Genomic DNA, 19965 nt, shown 5'->3' with positions numbered 1-19965 from the left:
TTAAGGCAATAACTGTTCATTTTCCCAAAGTGATTCAATCGTTTCACGCTGACGAATCACATGTGCTTGCTCACCATCAACCATGATTTCCGCAGCACGTCCACGGCTATTATAGTTTGAGCTCATGACAAAGCCGTAAGCCCCTGCACCCATCACTGCCAAAATATCATTTTCTTGTAATGCTAAATCGCGCTCTTTTCCTAAGAAATCACCCGTTTCACAAATCGCACCGACAAGATCCCATGTTTTTGTTTCAACATCGGTACGAGGTGTAACCGCTTGAATGTCCATCCATGCTTGATATAAAGATGGGCGAATTAAGTCATTCATTGCTGCATCAATAATTGCAAAATTACGATGATTGGTTGGTTTGAGTAAATCAACTTTGGTTAATAGTACACCCGCATTGGCAGAGATACTACGACCCGGTTCCATATAGACTTTTAGGCCAAGTTTCTCTAAAGCAGGACGCATTGCATTGGCATATTCAGTCACTGTAGGCGGTGTTTCATCTTTATAGGTCACACCTAAACCACCACCAATGTCGATGTGTTTTAGATTGATGCCAAGTGCTTTCAACTGTTCAATCATGGCAATCACACGATCAAGTGCATCAACAAAAGGTTGTGTTTCAGTCAACTGTGAACCAATATGACAGTCGATGCCCACAACATCAAGATTTGGTAAAGAAGCTGCATATTGGTACGTTTCAAAAACGACATCTGAAGGAATACCAAATTTATTTTCTTTTAACCCTGTTGAAATATACGGATGTGTTTTCGCATCCACATCTGGGTTTACACGTAAAGAAATTGGCGCTTTTTTACCCAGTTGAGCAGCAACTTTTTGAATTCGATCAAGTTCAGCATAAGATTCAACATTAAAACAAGCAATGCCCACTTCTAAGGCTTTTTGAATATCTGCTTCTTGTTTACCTAAACCAGAGAATACAATTTTTGAAGCATCGCCACCTGCGGCTAACACACGTGCAAGCTCTCCACCTGTCACAATATCAAAACCTGAACCGAGTTTTGCCAGTACATTCAATACCGCAAGATTTGAGTTTGACTTCACCGCAAAACAAATTTGATGATCGATAAATTCAAAAGCTTTATCCATATCTAAATAATGTTTTTCAAAAGTTGCTTTAGAGTAAACATAAAGCGGTGTGCCAAATTGCTGTGCAAGCTGATCTAAAGAACATTGCTCTGCATGCAATACCCCATTAATGCGGGAAAAACTCATGAATGTATCCTTTCAATGAACGCTAAAAATTTAGTTGGTTGTCACTTGTGATGCGGCAGGTGCATCGAGAGTTGCGACTACTTTTTTGTCAGCAGAAGTGGCTTGACTGTCTGTATTTGGGTAAAGCAAATATTGCGCACGTTTGTCATAATTTGGGTCATTTGGTAATTGTAATTCACCTGATTGACCACATGCTGTTAACAATAGAAAAATTGACAGCAAAGCGATTTTATTTGAAATAGCATACATCAGTGTACCCAATACAATGTTTTATGGCAGTATAGCGTGATCACCCTGATGATAAAAGCAAAAGCCTATGATTTACTCATCGGCTTTTAACATAAGTGAAATTAATAAATTTGCTAGATTAGTCTGTATGTTCTCCAACACTGTCCAATGCTTTTTGAATCGCATTTTTAGCAATGTCATAAGATAAATGTTCGTATAAATCATGCAACGCTTGTCTACCACTTTCACCCTGCTGCAATAAGACATAGATGGCTGCATTTGCTAAATTGGTGCTATTTGCACCGATCCCGGCAATTTTACGATAACCAATCTGCACAACACGACTTAATAATGCAATCACCTCTTGCTGTACAGGCAATAACAATAAAAACCACAACACGCCTTTCAACGTATTTTCATTTTTACTGTCAAATACACGCATATTTCGCGGTGAATTTTGCTCAATTAACGTCATCCATCCTGACACACGCTGTACATAAGCCTCCTGAATGGATGACTGTAAAATTTCTTCAGCTTTTTTTAACCATTTTTGGCTAGGCTTTTTCGCACTCACATTGTCTACATGCTGCCAAAATATCTGCCAATCTGCTTTTTTCGGTCTATCAAAAGCTGTAAATTCTTGTTGTAAAATATCTACCCAAACCAAAGGCATCGCACTATAAAATGTCCTACTTGGCGTCACCGCAGACAACGGTAACTGATATTCTATATCTGCATATTGAGCAGAACTGAGTGTGTTTTGTTGCGTAAATGCTGTTGCCAAGTCACTGACTTTGTGTTGAATTTGTTCCAAACGGCGCATGGCTATAGATTGGGTACTGTGTTTGGTAAACTGAATCTGCACCATCGCGTCTACAATGGCATGATTGAGTTGTTGCGCTTTGGCGATTTTTTCGATTGAAAAGGCCAAATGCAGAATAAATGGTTTGGCATAAATCATTTTTTTAATAATTAGATCAAATTCTTGTACTAATTTTTCTAAAATTTCAGGTCGATTTAAACGCTTATTTTTTTGTTCCATCAAAATAAAAAACAATTTTTTACTGACCCAATAATGAAAATATTCTTCTTCTTTAAGCGCAAATAAAAATAAATTTAAAATATCTTCAGGATATTGTTGCACAATCTCTAACTGTAAATCTTGAATTAAAGGTTCACGCTCATCATAATTCAATGCCTGATAAGGGTCTAACAACGCAATATAGCGGTCTAACAGCGGTAGTAATCCTGCTGAAAATTTAAAATCTCCATTGTGATACAGTTGCTGTAAATCCCACAATGCCTGTGTCCGCTCTAAAATTTCTTTAAGCTCAAACATGCCTTTAGCCACATAATCTTTAAACAGACGTGGTTGTGCAAAATAAGCCTCACCTAATAGCAACAACTCATTCAACACAGTTAGAATACGTGTGCGTTGCTCCACATGATCTCGATAAAAATTGGCAATGTTTTGCGCATGTTCTACATAGTGAATTTTTGTTTCAGAAATGGGTAAAGCGGACTGTAAACTTTCAACATAAACCATGCATAATGCTAATAATTGACAAGGTTCTTGTTGATATTTGTCTTGAATCAGCTGTTGCCATGCAGCATGACCATTTCTGATCTCATGATTATGTGAAAGTCCATGCACCCGAAATATTTCTTGTAAATGTCGTTGTAAATACTGTTCGTCATGCCCCATCCCTGTCCCCATTTTTATAATAAAAATAATATCTTAATACAGCCTAAATTTTGCTTCTAGCATTTTTTATGATCAAATCAACTATAACGTCAAACTTTGTCGCATAAAAAAACTGCCTCATGTTTCCATCAGACAGTTTTTAAAAGAACATTCAATAGGATTATTTTTTCTTATAAAATACAAAATAACCAATTGCTAAAATGATTAACCAAATTGGACTTACTTTTAAAGCCTCTAATGTCGTTTCATCTAAAGCAAGGAAATACACGGTTGCTAAGAAAAATAAAATCACAACCACACATGTAAACACACCGCCAGGCAGCTTAAATGTAGATTGTGCATGTAGTTCAGGTTTATTTCTGCGGTAGTTAATATAACTCCACATAATAATAATCCATACACATATAAATAGAATGGTTGATAAAGTTGTCGCTAAGGTAAACGCCGTAACTTCATCATTGGTTCCTGTTTGAACCTTATACACATATTGAACAAATGCACCTAAAAAGATACAGATCGATGAAAAAATCAATGCTTTTGCAGGCACAGAAGATTTCGACAATTTACCAAATAATTTTGGTGCTTGTTGATCTGTCGATAAACCAAATAGCATACGACTGGTTGAAAATACACCACTGTTCATGGATGACATCACCGATGACAATACTACCAAGTTCATGATAATCGCAGCAGATGCAATACCCGCTTGTGAGAAAATATTTACAAATGGACTCACTTTCGGATTAATTTGATCCCAAGGTGTTACACACATCACGACAAACAAAGCTAAAACATAGAAAATGATGATACGGATTGGAATCGAATTAATTGCTTTAGGTAAATTACGTTTAGGATCTTGTGTTTCAGCAGCCGTTGTACCGACCAATTCGACACCTACAAAGGCAAAAATTGCGATTTGAAAACCTGCCAAAAATCCATCTAAACCTTTCGGGAAAATCCCCCCATGTGACCAAAGATTGGAGATACTTGCCACGGCACCTGATTCGCTCGTAAACCCAGTAAAGACCATCCATAAACCGACAGCAATCAACACAATGATGGCTGTAATTTTAACCATGGCAAACCAAAACTCCATTTCACCAAACAGTCGTACAGTGAGCAAGTTCAGACCAAGTACAAACAGTATGGCAACCGTACTAATTAAAAGCCCTCCTAATGGCGTAAAGGATGCCCCATTATTAAAAAACTCTAAATAGTAAATAATGGCAGATAAATCTGCGATTCCAATCGTGACCCAACATAGCCAATAGGTCCATCCAACAAAATAGCCTGCCCAAGGACCAATTAAATCGGTGGATAAATCAATAAATGACTTATATTTTAAGTTTGACAATAATAATTCACCAAGCGCACGCATGACGAAGAACACCATCAAACCAATCAACATATAAATAATTAATATCGAGGGTCCAGCTTTACTAATCGTAGAGCCTGACCCCATGAACAGTCCTGTTCCAATCGCACCACCAATCGCAATTAACTGTAGATGTCGATTCGATAAACTTCTTGCCAATTCTCCTGAATCTACAGAAGACTTTTGATTTTCATTAGACATTTTTAATTCAACATTCGTGTTAATTTGCACAAATTAGCTTAATTTTGCTAAAAAATAAAAAAAAATTATCAAGTTTGTTCATTCATTGCGCAGCAGCTTTTTATTTCAAAGATCAATAGTTACACACTAATAATCACATGATTTTATTTAATTTTATTAATATTTATAAAAATCAATAATTAAAATCAACTATTTTTATTGATTGTTAAACATAGAAAATGACTTGTAAGTTAAATAAATCTATGTCAAAAAAGAAATCATTGGAAAAAACAATATGGATTTGTTTACCCATTTTGATGATTAGACCAATTTTCAATTGAATTAATAAACAATCCAAAAACACATAAATACAGGGATGGCATAGCATTTGCTTAATTGCTATGTAAATAACAGATCAGGAAAAAGAAGAAGCGAATATGCAAAACTTACAATCAGCGATGGAAACACTTAGCGGTTGGGTCTGGGGACCCTACATGCTTGTTTTGTTGGTCGGTACGGGGATTTTTCTCACTCTGCGCTTAATGTTTTTACAATTTAGACTCCTCCCCTTCGCCTTCAAACAAGTGTTTGGACGACATGATAAAGCCAAAAGTAGCGATGGCGATATTTCCCAGTTTGGTGCTTTAATGACAGCTCTTTCTGCCACTATTGGCACAGGAAATATCGCTGGAGTTGCCACAGCATGTGTGCTCGGTGGACCAGGTGCCGTCTTTTGGATGTGGATGACTGCATTAGTAGGAATGGCTACCAAATATGGTGAAGGTGTATTGGCAGTTAAATATCGAGTCACCAACGAGAATGGGCAAAAATCAGGTGGCCCAATGTACTATATTGAACGTGGACTAAAATGGAAATGGCTTGCTGTTTTATTTGCTTTATTCGGTACAATTGCATCCTTTGGCATTGGTAGTTCAGTACAGTCAAACACCGTTGCACTTGCAGTCGAAAATAGCATGGGAGTTCAAACCTGGGTTACAGGAATTATCATTACTGTCTTTTCAGCCTTGGTGATTTTAGGCGGAATTAAGTCGATTGCTAAAGCAGCGTCCTTTATTGTCCCAATTATGGCAATTGGTTACGTACTGGGTGGCTTAGCAATTATCTTCAGTAATCTAGAATTAGTCATACCTGCTTTAAAGTTAATTTTCACAGATGCGTTTACAGGTGAAGCAGTTGCAGGTGGTGCCATTGGTGCTGTGATTCGTTATGGTGTAGCACGTGGTGTATTCTCCAATGAAGCTGGTATGGGTTCTGCACCAATTGCAGCCGCCGCAGCGAAAACGGATCACCCTGTTCGTCAAGGCCTAGTATCCATGACGGGTACATTTATCGACACTATTATTGTATGTAGTATCACAGGTATTGTTTTAGTCATGGGTTATCTGGTTGCTGGAAATACTTTTGGTACAGAAACAGGTGCAGTGTTAACTACACATATTTTTGATCGTTTGCTACCAGGGGTTGGCGGTTGGGTGGTAACATTCGGGATTATTTTCTTTGCCTACTCTACTATTTTAGGCTGGTGTTATTATGGTGAAAAGTGCGCGACCTATTTATTGGGTGAAAAATTTGTCCTCATTTACCGTTTAATGTATATCGCAACAGTCTTTATTGGAACGGTAGCAACGCTTGACTTAGTCTGGCTATTTGCAGATACCTTTAACGGTTTAATGGCAATTCCAAACTTAATTGCCTTATTATTACTTTCAAGCGTAATTGTGAAAGAAACTAAGGATTTCCTTGATAAACGTAAATCAGGTGAATTGTATTAACATAAATGAAGATCTATGGATTTAATTCAAATTTGAGATCAGAGCGACTTAAACAGTCGCTCTTTTTAATATCTATCTGCTGATATGAACAAATTTATTGTATAGTCCAAACAAAATTGAAATTATATAAACAATTATGGCAAAAGCAAAAACACTCTATCGTTGCGAACAATGTGGCACAGATCATCCCAAATGGTCAGGACAATGTTCTGACTGTGGTGAATGGAATAGCTTGACTGAAGTGCGTATAGAACCTGTGGTATCACACCGTGCCAAACCTATGGGGGGTGGCTATGCAGGTCAAGCAGCGAATGTGACGACCTTAAATAAAGTTGCAGTGTCGACTGAAACTCGTCTCGCAACAGGAATTGGTGAATTTGATCGTGTCCTTGGCGGTGGCTTGGTGACAGGCTCTGTGGTCTTGATTGGCGGCGATCCTGGCATTGGTAAATCCACTATTTTGCTACAAACTGCAACCTATATGGCAGCAGCCAACAGCTCAGCACTGTATGTCACAGGTGAAGAATCTTTGTCACAAGTGGCATTACGTGCCAACCGTTTAGATCTACCTACTGATAAACTGCAAGTCATGGCGGAAACCTGTGTAGAGCGTATTTGTGAAACCTTGGCGCAACTGCGTCCATCCGTTGCAATTTTAGACTCGATCCAAACCTTATATACTGAAACTTTACAATCTGCACCTGGCGGCGTTTCCCAGATCCGTGAGTCGGCTGCGCTTTTAACCCGTTTTGCCAAAAACAGTGGTACTGCATTATTTATTGTCGGTCATGTCACCAAAGAAGGTTCGCTTGCAGGGCCTCGTGTTTTAGAACACATGGTCGACTGTGTTTTGTATTTTGAAGGACAATCTGACTCACGCTACCGTATGATTCGTGCCGTAAAAAACCGTTTTGGTGCGGTCAATGAACTGGGCGTATTTGGCATGACGGATAAAGGCTTAAAAGAAGTGGCTAATCCCTCAGCCATTTTTTTGAGCCGTTATGATGAAGCTATTCCCGGTTCAGTGGTGATGATCAGCCGTGAAGGTACACGTCCTCTTTTGGTTGAGGTACAAGCTTTGGTCGATGATGCACATGGACAACCTCGCCGTGTTGCTTTAGGTTTGGAACAAAACCGTTTAAATATGTTGTTGGCCGTGATGCATCGTCATGGTGGGGTACAAACATCAGGACAAGATGTTTATGTCAATGTGGTCGGCGGCTTAAAGATTACGGAAACAGGGTCAGATTTAGCCGTGCTTTTAGCCTGTGCGTCGAGTTTACGCTCCAAAGCACTCCCCCAACAGCTTGCTGTCTTTGGTGAGGTCGGGTTATCGGGTGAGATACGTCCTGTACCCAATGGTCAGGAACGCTTAAAAGAAGCCATTAAACATGGTTTTAAATACATCATTGTGCCACGTGGCAATGCACCACAAAAACCGATCGCTGGGGTACAAATCATTGCTGTTGCTCGCTTACATGAAGCTTTGACTGAAGCCATTCAACTGTGTGATGAGCATAATTAAAGAAATCGTTGTCTTTATGTGAATGACTGTGCAAAAAAATGGCAATCATTCTTGAAATTTCACTGAAAAAGCTGCATATATAGAAGTTCAATCAACATATTATTTCTAGTAGGAAAATTCAATGGAAGTTCGACAGCGTGGTTTAATGGCAGGTGTACTGATGGCAGCATTGGTGGTTGCACCTTTAGCGGAAGCTAAACGTGCAGGCGGTGGTAAAAGTCATGGTATGAGCCGCTCTGCTACTCCAAGTCAGTCTTACTCACAACCTCGACAAGCTACGCCTGTACAACAACCCATGCCTGCTCAAAATACCCAACAGAAATCTGGTTCTGGTGTAGGTAAAATGGTTGCTGCTGGTGTAGCAGGTGCTGCGATTGGAGCTGTTGCTGCAAACGCAATGGCAGACGACAACAATGCCAATAATCAAGCACAGACCAATGATGCAGAATTAGCGAAACAGCAAGCAGCGGCTCAGCAAGAAGAGGAAAAAGGCGGCATCCCAAGTTGGATCTGGCTCATCCTGATTGCGGGTGGTGCTTTCTTCTTGTTCCGTAAATTTGGTGCAAAAAAAAAATTAGCAGCCTCTAATCCTTATGCACCTAATAATGCAGGACCAAGTTCGACTCCTTTTGGTCGCTCATCTACAGCACAAAATGGTGATAACACCAATATCTTTGGTCAATCTGTAGGTGGTTCTGCTGCAACACAAGCGCCTTTTGGTGCGGCATCAACACAAAGCGGCAATCAACTCCCAGATGGCACTGAACCTGCTGCCTTTTTACGTATTGCACGTCAACGTTTTAACCATATTCAGTCGATGAATACTGCAAGCAATATTAACGAAATTCAGCGTTATTTAACGCCTGATCTTTATCAGTCTATGTATAGCGATATCATGGCAAACCAAGATCAAGACGTTGCTGAGTTTTCTAATTTAAATGCAATGGTGACTGACTCAGCGACAGAAAATGGTCAATATGTTGTGAGCGTACGCTTTACAGGTACAGTGAGCGAAGACTTGAATAGCCAACCCGTTCCATTCACAGAAATCTGGCATTTTGTAAAACCTGCAGGTTCTACACAAGACTGGCTCGTTGCGGGCATTCAACAAGCATAATTTCATTCAACAGCATAAATGTATCAAAACCAGTGATTCGTCACTGGTTTTTTATTTTCGATCAATTTTGAATCTAGGAATTAAAAAATTACAATGACAAAGCAAAATCAACCAAAGCATTGACATGGATTTGTGTGGTGTCAAATACAGGAATGTTTAGATCTTGCTGTTGAATCAATAAACCAATTTCAGTACAGCCTAAAATCACACCTTCTATACCTTGTTCGATCATGGCTTGAATAATATTTAAATATTGTTGTTTTGAAGATTCAAGGACATGACCACGGCACAATTCATGATAAATCACGTCATGAATGATGATTTGATCATGAGCACTTGGCGTCTGCACATCAATGCCTTGTGCCAACAATCGACCTTTATAAAAATCTTGTTGCATGGTAAATGCTGTACCTAGCAAGCCAACCCGTTGTATTTTCTGTTGCTGAATCGCTTGAATGGTGGCATCCGCAATATGCAAAAACGGGCGATATATTGCTCTTTCTATCTCGGCTGCAACTTTATGCATGGTGTTGGTACATAAGGCGATGATATCAGCACCTGCAGCTTCTAACTGCACAGCAATTTTTGCCAAATATTGCCCTGCTTCATCCCAACGATTTTCTCGTTGCAAAACTTCAATATCATGAAAATTAACACTATTTAAAATCACTTGAGCAGAATGCAAACCACCATAACGTTGCTGTATCTGACGATTCAATTGTTGATAATAAAGCGCTGAAGATTCCCAACTCATACCTCCAATAAGACCGATCGTTTTCATTTTAATGTCATCATATATTTATGTTTAGAGCTCTTATTGTTCACACATCAGCTTAAAAATGCAAAAATATCATCGTTGATTTCGATATGATAAAAAGCATTGATATCAATTTAATAAACACATTCTATTCTTTTGAACTTTACTTAATATCAATAAAAAAATGCCCATATTCATGAGCATTTATAATGTAATTGCGTCTAGTCTGTTAAGGTTTGAAAACCTTGCTGACGCCATGCTTCATATAAAATTACCGCAGTCGCATTGGATAAATTCAAACTGCGCGAATTTGGTGCCATCGGTAAACGAATCCAATGCGCTTTGGGAAACATCATACGAACGTCTTCAGGCAAACCACGCGTTTCTGGTCCCATCAGTAAAGCCACTGGACGGTTTAAATCAGAAGTATGTGGCGTTTCAAAACCTTTCGTGGTTAATGGGTAAATGGCATCACGCTCAATACCTTGTTCAGCCAAATGCGCAAGACATTGCTCAAAATTTTCCCATACTTTCATATGTGCCCATTCATGATAATCCAATCCCGCACGGCGCAATTTTTTATCATCTAATTGAAATCCCAGAGGCTTAACCAAATGTAATTGTGCACCTGTATTGGCACATAAACGGATAATATTCCCAGTATTTGCAGGAATTTCAGGTTCGTATAAAACAACATGTATCACGGGAGATTGACCTATTTTGAATAAAAGTTACAGTGTTATCGCCACTGCAACTGTTCACGTAAACTCACCACTTCACCAATAATGGTTAAGGTTGGTGCTTGAATTTGATATTCTTCTACTTTGAACGCAATGTCTGCTAAAGTTCCGATCACGACTTTTTGCTCAGGTGTTGTACCCTTAGAAATTAAAGCCACAGGCATATCAGCACGCTGACCATGTGCGATGAGTTTTTCACAAATTTTCTCTAAACCGACCAAGCCCATATACAAAACTAAGGTTTGATTTTCATAAACCAACTCTTGCCATGGCAACTCAGGTGAGCCTTCTTTGAGATGTCCTGTCAGAAAACGAACACTTTGTGCATAGTCACGATGAGTCAATGGAATACCTGCATAAGCCGAACAGCCCGATGCTGCGGTAATGCCTGGGACAACTTGGAAAGCGATGCCCGCAGCAAATAGTTCTTGAATTTCTTCACCACCACGTCCAAAAATAAATGGGTCACCGCCTTTTAAACGACAAACACGTTTACCTTGTGAAGCATACTCGACCAACAAAGCATTGATCCCATCTTGGGGTACAGAATGATTTGAACGTGCTTTACCGACATAGATTTTTTCTGCGTCACGGCGACACAGTTCCATAATAGCAGGTGAAACCAAGCGGTCATAAATTACGACATCGGCTTGTTGCATTAAACGCAGTGCTTTTAAAGTCAATAACTCTGGATCACCCGGTCCAGCACCTACGAGATACACTTCACCTTTTGGTTTTTGCCATTCAGTTAATGCTTGCTCAATTAAACGATCCGCCTCATTCAGATTGTCATTAAAAACTTGCTCTTTCAGAGGACTTGCATATAAATCTTCCCAAAAAATACGACGTTCATCAGGATTGGTAATTTTTTCTTTAACTGCTTTACGCCATTTTCCTGAAAAATCAGCAAGTTTTCCCATACCATGTGGAATCAAAGTTTCTAGTTTGGTACGAATCTGACGGGATAACACAGGTGAAGCACCATTGGTCGCAATCGACACCACCAAAGGTGAACGATCAATCATCGCAGGCACCATAAAACGGCAATGCGGTGGATCATCCACACTATTGACCAATACATTTAACACTTCACACGCTTCAAACACTGCTTGATTGACTGCTTTGTCATTGGTTGCTGCAATCACTAATCTAAAGCTGCTTAGGCTAATTTGTGTATTAAACTTTTCAGCATGATATTGCCCCTGAGTTGAGTGCACGATTTGCAATAAATCCTGCTCAATTTCAGGCGCAAGCACATGAATGATTGCCCCAGATTTTGCCAAAAGTACTGCTTTTCGATAGGCAATATGACCACCGCCCACCAACAAACAGGGCTGTTGCTGTAATTTTAATGAAATTGGAAAAATATCCACACTATGCACCTTTACAATTCGGTTTCAATTTTAGCACCATCTTTACGACCAATAACATCAAAAAAAGCCAATGTACGATTTCGATTAAACTGATTGATCTGTTTTAACTTATCTTGCCAATGCTGATTATTTGCCAGTTCAGGCACTTCAGGTTCATCCATATAAAAATCAACCCGTTGCACATTCATACTCTGATAAATCGGCTGCCACTCCCCATTGACTTTGATGACCAATTCAGGATTCAGCAAATATTGCCCACGTCCCGTTCGTATAAATAAGTGCTTGTTATATTTGTCACTGCCTGTTGTTTCATTTTTAGACAAAAGTGAACTGATATAACTTCGCTTTAATTTCTTTTTAGCAAATAACGTACCAGATATTTTTTCCAGCATTTCCAACAATACAGCACTATCAAAGCCTTTTTCATCACGTGCATAACGCTGATAGCCCTGAATCATACTCATCACGTACATGAGCTGAAAAATCATATATTCAGCATGATGTGCTTCCAGTTTAAATAAGCGTTGGCTGATTTGTAAAACAATGCTGTCTTGCGGTAAATATGCTGCAATGTCAGTCAAGTTGGCTGCATATTTAGGCTGAATAGTGACACGTTGTAGTGCAATTTGTAAGACATTTAACCCATGTCCATCTAATAATCCAACATCAGCACCATCTTGTAAAAGCTGCTGATAAAATGCACCGTTACCAACCCAAACAGCAGCCATTAATGGTGTTTGATTAAATTCATTGCGATGATTAATGCCAAATTTTTCAATCTTTTTCAGCAATGCTGTCGGATGTTTCACCTGATAATTCATATAATATTTAGACAAAATACCCTGCTCAGCTTTATGTGCCACCACTTCATGACGCATATTAAAGACACTGATTGCAGGCTTAAATCCAATTTTTGCCAATTGAATTAAATACGCCTGATGCTGATAAACCACGGCATATTCAAATAAAGCCAATTGAGATTTTTTATCTTTGTCTTGCAATGCCCGATGTTCTAAATGTCGCAGTTCACTGTCTTTTAATACTACCCAATTCGGTGATTCTTCTTTTAAAATCTCACGTCGAATCCGCTCTGCCTGTTCTTTTTTACCTTGCAATTCGAGCTTCTGCGCTTCTTTTTGCCACTCTTTTAAGCTTGACTGTTGATCTTGTAGATCAAGTACTTCCGCAGCCTGATCCATACCCAGCAAATGAAAAATCTGATGTTGATCTTGCTGTTCCACCCAATAAATATTGGACATTGCACGTGTTAATCCAACATATAGAGCATTGATATAAAATTTATAGATTTCAAGTGATTTATCCGCTTTGTCTTTATTACGTGCATAGACAAAATCACTTTGCAGATCCTGCAATGAAATCTCACTGCATATTTCATTAAAATGTGCGGCAGACTGACTGACAAAATTATATAAAATAATGTTTTGGTACTCTAAGCCTTTGGCTTCCTGAATCGAAAAGACCAAGGGCGTTTTAAAAACCCGCTGTGCGGTTTTCTTTTGTTCTTCATGCATCACGATGACCGCAAACTGTGTGGATACCGCAGTTTTTTGATCTAGCTCATGTAAAATTTCAGGTCGATTTTTTAAAAAATAAACACCGCCCTGTATATCTGCATTACTTCGCACTAAATAATGACTTTCTTTATCAATCGAGCCAAATCGAGCATTTTTTAACAATAATACCCGATTGGAAATTTCGGTAATTCGCTGCGCATTACGATAATTGTGTTGCAATATATGGGTGATTTCCATGCCATGATGCAGTTCTTCATGACGATGAAACAAACTTTTTACCTTTGCCCAAGAGAAAAAATTTGGATGCACAATTTGATTGGCATCTCCACACATTAAAAATAGTCCTTTATCACTGAGGCTATTTAAAATCAAATAGAGTTGGATCGCAGTAATATCCTGTACTTCGTCAATCACCACATAATCATAGGCAGCTTTAACTTTTTGCAGATATTCAAAGCTTAAAATATTTATATCCGATAAATTATTTTTCTCAAGTTCAGTCAAATAATGCTGAAAAATTCGATAAACTTCAGTCCTTTCCTCAACACTGAATATCGATTGCTTAATGCCTAAATTTAAATAATCCTGTTCAGACAAATAAGCCTGATCTGTCATTGCACCTGTCAATACACCTTTAAATTCTTCATAAATACTGTGTGCATTGAAGCTATTTTTATAATGTTTTTTATACCATGTTCTAAAAAATTCAATATCAGCAAAAGCATGTTCAGGAATTGCTATACTTTCAATAAAATCCTGATAAGAATAAAAATCAACCAATTGTCGATCATTATAATATTGGTCAGAATAATATAACTCACGTGAGTTTTTCACTAAAAATGAAGATAAAGTGACATATAAAATCTGCCCTTCCAACTGCTTCATTTTTTCCAATAAAATCGCGGTTTTACCGCTACCTGCTGAACCAATAATCACCAAAGGCGGATATTGTTTATAAATATGCTGCTGCACATCATCAAATGAAATAAATTTGTTTAAATAGACAAAATTGGGGTTATTGGCATTGATATACACCAATTGTTCCTGTGCTTCCATTTCATCTATAGATTCAACATCAGGAATTTCAGCTTCATTAATTTGGACATTTTCATTTAAAAACCGTGAACCTTGATAATCATGATTTTTTAAATATTCCAAGATTAAAATATAGTTTTTTTGTTGATATTGATAAATAGAAAATAAAATACGATCGCTACGGTTCAGTTTGGCACGATATAAATTTGGTTGAATTTTTTTAACTTCTGCGGATTTAAAATTATCTGCTTGCAAATAGGCGATGAGTTTATCCAAACCCATAATTTTTTGATTTGCTAATTCATTATAAATTAAGACATCCATCTCAAATCCAAACTCAACTGATTTCAATATTTATACTAATGATAAAAAATAAGCCAAATATCAAATTTGGCTTATTTCATTTCAAACATGCTTGCTTACATGATCATTAATCAATAAAGCTAACCCCGCCCATATATGGACGTAAGACTTCAGGAATTTCGATTGAACCATCTGCACGTTGATAATTTTCCATCACTGCAAGTAAAGTACGACCTACAGCCAAACCAGAACCATTTAACGTATGCACAAATTCTGTTTTCTTTTGGTCTGTACGATAACGCGCTTTCATACGACGCGCTTGGAAGTCCCACATATTTGAACATGAAGAAATTTCACGATAAGTATTTTGGCTAGGTACCCAAACTTCTAAGTCATAAGTTTTACATGCGCCAAAGCCCATGTCACCACCACATAGTACGATTTTACGATACGGTAAACCTAAAGCTTGTAAAATGCCTTCTGCATGACCAGTTAAATCTTCTAAAGCCTGCATAGAATCTTCAGGTTTAACGATCTGAACCATTTCAACTTTATCGAATTGGTGCTGACGAATCAAACCACGGGTATCACGACCATAAGAACCCGCTTCACTACGGAAACATGGCGTATGCGCAGCATATTTTAAAGGTAAACGTTCAGGATCAATGATTTCATCACGCACAAAGTTAGTCACTGGTACTTCTGCTGTTGGGATCAGGTAGTATTCCTTTTCACCTTGTAATTTGAATAAATCTTCTTCAAATTTAGGCAGTTGACCTGTGCCACGTAAAGAATCAGCATTCACCAAATAAGGTACATAAGCTTCGGTATAGCCATTTTTCAGCGTATGCGTATCGAGCATAAATTGCGTCAATGCTCGTTGTAAACGCGCTAATGGACCTTTTAATACACTAAAACGTGTCCCTGTAAGCTTAGTTGCAGTTTCAAATTCCAAACCACCCATCATTTCACCCAGATCGGTATGGTCTTTGATCTCGAAGTCAAACTGACGCGGTGTGCCCCATTTTAAGATTTCCACATTGTCGCTTTCATCTTTACCTTCAGGCACAGATTCGTGTGGCATGTTTGGAATAGACATGAGTTTTGCATCAAGTTCAGCTTGTAACTCGTTCAGCTCAACTTCCGCAGCTTTGATTTCATCACCAATTGCAGACATACGTGCCATGATTTCAGAAGCATCGCCGCCCGCTTTTTTGATTTGACCAACTTGTTTTGCACCCGAATTACGCTCAGCTTGCAGATTTTCAGTTTTGGACTGAATTTCTTTACGGCGAGTTTCAAGTGATGCCCACTCCTCGACATTGAGTTGCACACCACGTTTTGCCAAGGCTAAATTTACAGCCTCAATATTATTTCTGATTAATTTCGGGTCGATCATAGTCAATCTAAATAAGAGAAAAAAACTGATTATAGTGTAAGCTCTTCACCATAAAAAATACAGTGACAGAGCAAATTCACAGGAGAGATTTTAAATATTGTGTTGAAAAATGAGCTTATTCTGCCTCAACAGGCTTTTCAGCGACAGCTTCAATCACAGGTAAACTTGGTAAATACTCAGCTTTGACCAAATCTCTTGCACTTAAATAAGGTAAAGTTAGTTCTGTCATCCCTTCTGCATAAGATGCTAATTCATATAAAGGATAAACAAAAACAATCCCTTTTGGGCCGTAATAATAGTTATCACTAAGCTGTAATTTTTCACGGGTAATGTCATGTTGCGTCAACCAATTTGCATTGGCATCATACAATTGTTCAGCCACTTTAGCCTCGACATTCGGTTTTAAAATATCTGTTAATGCCAAACGCTTTTGGGTGGATAAATCAAAAGTGACATATTCATTATGATACATGCCATGCGCTGCACCTGCTGCATAGGTATAAGACTGGATCATAAAAGTTGCTAAATTATACTGCTGAGAAATAAAACGAACATAAATTGAACTTTGGCTTAATCCCTTTTGGCTTGCTGCCTCATTGCTTGTTGCTGTTGCCTCTTTGGTTGGTTTTTCAAAAGCACTCGGAACATCTTTTTTGATACGATTTAAAAAATAATCATCAATCCATGTGACTTGCGTTTTAACCGTTTGAAAATCATATTGAGTACAACCATCTTCATCACAAAATTGTTTTTCAGGCAGTTCTACACGCTCGATTTTTGCTTGAATCAAAGGAATTTCAATTTTTTTTGCTTGTTGTGCAGATGCTGCTTCTGCCTGTGAAGCAGGTTTTTCTTGGCAGCCTGAAACCACCAATAAAATAGATAGAAGTGCAGAAGCAACCAACGTTTTCTTTAAATGTACTTGCATGATGCGGTCTTTCAAACATGTATTGCGATATAAGTATCATAAAACCACAACATCCAAATTGAAATTGATTATTGTAATTATTGCCTACTTTGCTTTCTTAATTTCTTGTTTAAACGTTTATTTTCACGTTTGCGTGCGGCTGCTTCATCTTCATTTCGGTTTTTTAACACACCCCAAATACGTACATTAGATTTAACAATCGTGTCTCGTTTTAAATCATAAATTACATTTCCTTCCAAACCACCTAAAGTACCATTCATCCAATGATCAGGATCACTTGCAGGATAAATTGCCACAGCCATTAAAGGCTCATTGCCTAAAAATGCCATACTATAACTATGCCAACGCAAAGGTAAACCTGTTTTATTTTGATGCAAAAATGTTTGATAGCTTAAATATAAATTTTTTAACATGGTTGCAGGGATGATTAAATCAGAAAAGTGATCCGTAAAATGATAAAAATGCAAAGGCTCAGGTAAGGCTTGAAAGGACGGTTGAAAATGATCAATCTGTTTTTGATGGACAATATCATAATCAAAACGATAGGATTCTAAATAAGCACTCAGATTGGATTTTGGGGTGAATAGAGCAGTTAATACTCTTGTATTTTGATAAACTTGTAAATAAATTTCATAATAGTGTGTCAGTTCAAAGCCTGCCTGTTTTTTAGAAAAATCACGATAGAGCTGAAGCAAACAGAAGAACATCTCTGCTGAAAGATCATAAACTTGAGCCCCATCTTCACGTCTAAAGGGATTATGCATATGTCTAGTCATAAGGCTTTTCCTGTTATTTTACTTCCACCAAACATGTGTATTTATTTGATAAAAAAATTTTGAAGTTCTCATCTACCAACAAAAAAATAAATCCGCACTTAAATCAAAAGGATGTACTAACTTTTGTTCATGTAATGCATGTTTAAAATTTTTCATTATTTAATTTTTGGTGGTGTTTCAAAAAGTATGCTGAAACAAAGCAGGTTGAATTTTGATAAAATAGAGAAATGCGAATAACTCTAGAAATCAAATGTCCAACCTGCCTCAGTGACAGTATAAAGAAAAATGGCATCAAAGTAGATGGGAAACAAAACTATCAGTGCAAAGACTGTAAACGTCAGTTTATTGGTGACCATGCTCTGAGCTATCTAGGATGTCATTCAGGCATTACTCGAAAAATATTACAGTTGATGGTCAGAGGTAGTGGTATACGAGATATCGCTGAAGTTGAGCGAATCAGTATCGGTAAAGTTTTACGTACTTTAACCGAATCGACCTACCAAATTCAGCCTAAACAAAGTCATTATGAGTCTCTTGAAGTTGATGAGTTTTGGACTTTTGTGGGAAATAAAAATAATAAACAATGGCTTATTTACGCCTACCATCGAGAAACAGGTGAGATTGTTGCTTATGTTTGGGGTAAAAGAGACTTAGCTACAGTTCAACGATTGAAGGCAAAGCTTAAACAATTAGGTATTCACTACACCCGAATTGCAAGTGATCATTGGGACAGTTTCATAACTGCTTTTAAAAACTGCAAGCAAAGTATTGGTAAATTTTTTACTGTAGGTATTGAAGGTAATAATTGCAAAATAAGGCATCGAATTAGGCGCGGTTTTAGAAGGAGTTGTAATTTTTCAAAAAAGATTGAAAACCATTTTAAAGCTTTCGACTTAACCTTTTTTTACATCAATAATGGCTTCATTTAATGTCAGCATACTTTTTGAAACACCACCTAATTTTTTTATCATAAAAGCACTCTATCATAACCATAAAAAAAGCAGCTCGAAAGCTGCTTTCTTGTTGCAAAGATTTATTCATCAGTTCTATTTTATTGGTCAATAATATCTGTACCTTTGGGTGGTGCAAAATTAAATGTTGATGCAGGTAATGATGGATTGAGCTTCACATTATTAAACTTCACATAAGTGGTTTGACCTAAAGAATCTTTTAAAATCATAAGACTAGGTGCTTTGTTTGCAGCAAAGCTAATGGTTAAGCTTTGGAATGCACCCTCTCTGTCTTTAGGGAACAACGTATAATAAGTTTTTGTACGGTCAGGTTGGGTAATACGATAAGCTTTTTGAATTTGCGCAGTATTCCCTGAAAGCAACAATGCTGGGGTATTTGCCACTTGCTCATCTAAGCTTTGACGCACAGCTTGCTGTAAGTCAGGGTCATAGATCCACACCATTTTACCCGTCGTTGCAATGGTTTGTTTTGCAGGTGACGTTGTTTCCCAATAGAACTTACCAGGACGTGCAACTTTCATTACCCCTTTAAAGGTTTGGTTCATGTGTTGTGCAGACAAACCTTTCTGTTGAGCGACTTTACTACCGCTTGTCGCTTTAGTGGTTTGCTCAAAGTTTGCTGATAAACTTTGGATACCGCTCAATTGTTTCACCAAGTTATTGGTTGCTTGTTGCTCCGTTGCGGCAGTTGCAGCAAAAACTGTTGTGCTCATCATTGCAGGTGCAAGCAGCGCTGCACTGATTGCGACTGCACTCATGGTTTTACGAAGCATATTCATATGTTCACCTTTTATATATTTGCGCTATAGCAATTTGTTAGATGATTTATCATAAACCAAATTTTAGCGCTAATATTAGAGAAAATAAGAAGTTTTGTATTGTTATTAGCATAATTTGTAGAAATTCATTCATCATGATGAAGATTTTCTTTGCACTTTCACTATTTTAGAGCATAAAAAAACCCGCAATAAAGCGGGTCT

At 37.9% G+C, this 19965-nt stretch carries 16 protein-coding genes; 4 read left to right on the top strand and 12 right to left on the bottom strand.

Annotated elements, in window-relative coordinates:
* The 4 genes from lysA to G0028_RS05405 form a co-directional block, all read right to left on the bottom strand.
* Positions 1 to 1245 (bottom strand): diaminopimelate decarboxylase, encoded by a 1245-nt coding sequence (gene lysA, locus G0028_RS05420; protein ID WP_180044906.1) that lies wholly within the window; start codon positions 1243 to 1245, stop codon positions 1 to 3.
* A 30-nt stretch (positions 1246 to 1275) separates the two neighbouring features.
* A complete protein-coding gene (gene lptM / locus G0028_RS05415; RefSeq protein WP_130072939.1) occupies positions 1276 to 1494 on the bottom strand; it encodes an LPS translocon maturation chaperone LptM in 219 nt (72 codons plus the stop codon).
* A 118-nt stretch (positions 1495 to 1612) separates the two neighbouring features.
* Entirely contained in the window at positions 1613 to 3178 is a 1566-nt protein-coding gene (locus G0028_RS05410) for a hypothetical protein (protein WP_180044907.1), read from the bottom strand.
* Between the two features lie 160 nt (positions 3179 to 3338).
* On the bottom strand, positions 3339 to 4754 hold the full coding sequence (locus G0028_RS05405; protein ID WP_174493076.1) for an amino acid permease: 1416 nt from the start codon (positions 4752 to 4754) through the stop codon (positions 3339 to 3341).
* 416 nt (positions 4755 to 5170) lie between these two features.
* Here G0028_RS05405 and G0028_RS05400 point away from each other — a divergent pair, with 416 nt between their 5' ends.
* The 3 genes from G0028_RS05400 (at position 5171) to G0028_RS05390 (ending at position 9168) form a co-directional block, all read left to right on the top strand.
* Positions 5171 to 6526 carry an alanine/glycine:cation symporter family protein gene (locus tag G0028_RS05400; RefSeq protein WP_174493077.1) on the top strand — a complete coding sequence of 452 codons (1356 nt, stop codon included), beginning with the start codon at positions 5171 to 5173 and terminating at the stop codon, positions 6524 to 6526.
* A 136-nt stretch (positions 6527 to 6662) separates the two neighbouring features.
* Positions 6663 to 8051, top strand: a complete 1389-nt coding sequence (radA, locus tag G0028_RS05395) for a DNA repair protein RadA (RefSeq protein ID WP_180044908.1) — start codon at positions 6663 to 6665, stop codon at positions 8049 to 8051.
* A 121-nt stretch (positions 8052 to 8172) separates the two neighbouring features.
* Complete coding sequence (locus G0028_RS05390) at positions 8173 to 9168, top strand: Tim44 domain-containing protein (protein ID WP_130072944.1); 996 nt, start codon at positions 8173 to 8175, stop codon at positions 9166 to 9168.
* Positions 9169 to 9256: 88 nt separating this feature from the next.
* Here the strand turns inward: G0028_RS05390 and G0028_RS05385 are convergent, their stop codons facing one another.
* The 7 genes from G0028_RS05385 to G0028_RS05355 form a co-directional block, all read right to left on the bottom strand.
* Positions 9257 to 9949 carry an aspartate/glutamate racemase family protein gene (locus G0028_RS05385; protein ID WP_180044909.1) on the bottom strand — a complete coding sequence of 231 codons (693 nt, stop codon included), beginning with the start codon at positions 9947 to 9949 and terminating at the stop codon, positions 9257 to 9259.
* Positions 9950 to 10146: 197 nt separating this feature from the next.
* Positions 10147 to 10629 carry a tRNA (cytidine(34)-2'-O)-methyltransferase gene (locus G0028_RS05380; RefSeq protein WP_130072946.1) on the bottom strand — a complete coding sequence of 161 codons (483 nt, stop codon included), beginning with the start codon at positions 10627 to 10629 and terminating at the stop codon, positions 10147 to 10149.
* Between the two features lie 35 nt (positions 10630 to 10664).
* Positions 10665 to 12038, bottom strand: a complete 1374-nt coding sequence (gene cysG, locus G0028_RS05375) for a siroheme synthase CysG (RefSeq protein ID WP_180044910.1) — start codon at positions 12036 to 12038, stop codon at positions 10665 to 10667.
* Between the two features lie 11 nt (positions 12039 to 12049).
* Positions 12050 to 14932, bottom strand: coding sequence for a UvrD-helicase domain-containing protein (locus tag G0028_RS05370; RefSeq protein ID WP_180044911.1), 2883 nt, complete (start codon positions 14930 to 14932; stop codon positions 12050 to 12052).
* Between the two features lie 106 nt (positions 14933 to 15038).
* Positions 15039 to 16310: a serine--tRNA ligase gene (gene serS, locus G0028_RS05365; RefSeq protein WP_130072949.1), complete on the bottom strand. Its 1272-nt coding sequence runs from the start codon at positions 16308 to 16310 to the stop codon at positions 15039 to 15041.
* A gap of 115 nt (positions 16311 to 16425) precedes the next feature.
* The gene (locus tag G0028_RS05360) at positions 16426 to 17238 is read right to left on the bottom strand and encodes an RsiV family protein (RefSeq protein ID WP_180044912.1); all 813 of its coding nucleotides are present in this window, start codon (positions 17236 to 17238) and stop codon (positions 16426 to 16428) included.
* Positions 17239 to 17315: 77 nt separating this feature from the next.
* A complete protein-coding gene (locus G0028_RS05355) occupies positions 17316 to 18014 on the bottom strand; it encodes a hypothetical protein (RefSeq protein ID WP_130072951.1) in 699 nt (232 codons plus the stop codon).
* Positions 18015 to 18241: 227 nt separating this feature from the next.
* Here G0028_RS05355 and G0028_RS05350 point away from each other — a divergent pair, with 227 nt between their 5' ends.
* Positions 18242 to 18943 carry an IS1-like element ISPa14 family transposase gene (locus tag G0028_RS05350; protein ID WP_015586042.1) on the top strand — a complete coding sequence of 234 codons (702 nt, stop codon included), beginning with the start codon at positions 18242 to 18244 and terminating at the stop codon, positions 18941 to 18943.
* A gap of 122 nt (positions 18944 to 19065) precedes the next feature.
* Here G0028_RS05350 and lolA read toward each other — a convergent pair whose 3' ends face one another.
* Positions 19066 to 19764, bottom strand: coding sequence for an outer membrane lipoprotein chaperone LolA (lolA, locus tag G0028_RS05345; RefSeq protein WP_130072952.1), 699 nt, complete (start codon positions 19762 to 19764; stop codon positions 19066 to 19068).
* Positions 19765 to 19965: the final 201 nt, after the last annotated feature.

Origin of the sequence: Acinetobacter piscicola (assembly GCF_015218165.1) — a bacterium.
Taxonomy (GTDB): domain Bacteria; phylum Pseudomonadota; class Gammaproteobacteria; order Pseudomonadales; family Moraxellaceae; genus Acinetobacter; species Acinetobacter piscicola_A.
Note: the sequence above shows the minus strand (reverse complement) of the source record. Positions and strands in the feature narration are given on the sequence as shown.

Excerpts from the sequence above, each read along its gene's own strand:
- lysA (WP_180044906.1), bottom strand. The coding sequence starts at position 1,245 with ATGAGTTTTTCCCGCATTAATGGGGTATTGCATGCAGAGCAATGTTCT.
- lptM (WP_130072939.1), bottom strand. The coding sequence starts at position 1,494 with ATGTATGCTATTTCAAATAAAATCGCTTTGCTGTCAATTTTTCTATTG.
- G0028_RS05410 (WP_180044907.1), bottom strand. The coding sequence starts at position 3,178 with ATGGGGCATGACGAACAGTATTTACAACGACATTTACAAGAAATATTT.
- G0028_RS05405 (WP_174493076.1), bottom strand. The coding sequence starts at position 4,754 with ATGTCTAATGAAAATCAAAAGTCTTCTGTAGATTCAGGAGAATTGGCA.
- G0028_RS05400 (WP_174493077.1), top strand. The coding sequence starts at position 5,171 with ATGCAAAACTTACAATCAGCGATGGAAACACTTAGCGGTTGGGTCTGG.
- radA (WP_180044908.1), top strand. The coding sequence starts at position 6,663 with ATGGCAAAAGCAAAAACACTCTATCGTTGCGAACAATGTGGCACAGAT.
- G0028_RS05390 (WP_130072944.1), top strand. The coding sequence starts at position 8,173 with ATGGAAGTTCGACAGCGTGGTTTAATGGCAGGTGTACTGATGGCAGCA.
- G0028_RS05385 (WP_180044909.1), bottom strand. The coding sequence starts at position 9,949 with ATGAAAACGATCGGTCTTATTGGAGGTATGAGTTGGGAATCTTCAGCG.
- G0028_RS05370 (WP_180044911.1), bottom strand. The coding sequence starts at position 14,932 with ATGGATGTCTTAATTTATAATGAATTAGCAAATCAAAAAATTATGGGT.
- serS (WP_130072949.1), bottom strand. The coding sequence starts at position 16,310 with ATGATCGACCCGAAATTAATCAGAAATAATATTGAGGCTGTAAATTTA.
- G0028_RS05360 (WP_180044912.1), bottom strand. The coding sequence starts at position 17,238 with ATGCAAGTACATTTAAAGAAAACGTTGGTTGCTTCTGCACTTCTATCT.
- G0028_RS05355 (WP_130072951.1), bottom strand. The coding sequence starts at position 18,014 with ATGACTAGACATATGCATAATCCCTTTAGACGTGAAGATGGGGCTCAA.
- G0028_RS05350 (WP_015586042.1), top strand. The coding sequence starts at position 18,242 with ATGCGAATAACTCTAGAAATCAAATGTCCAACCTGCCTCAGTGACAGT.
- lolA (WP_130072952.1), bottom strand. The coding sequence starts at position 19,764 with ATGAATATGCTTCGTAAAACCATGAGTGCAGTCGCAATCAGTGCAGCG.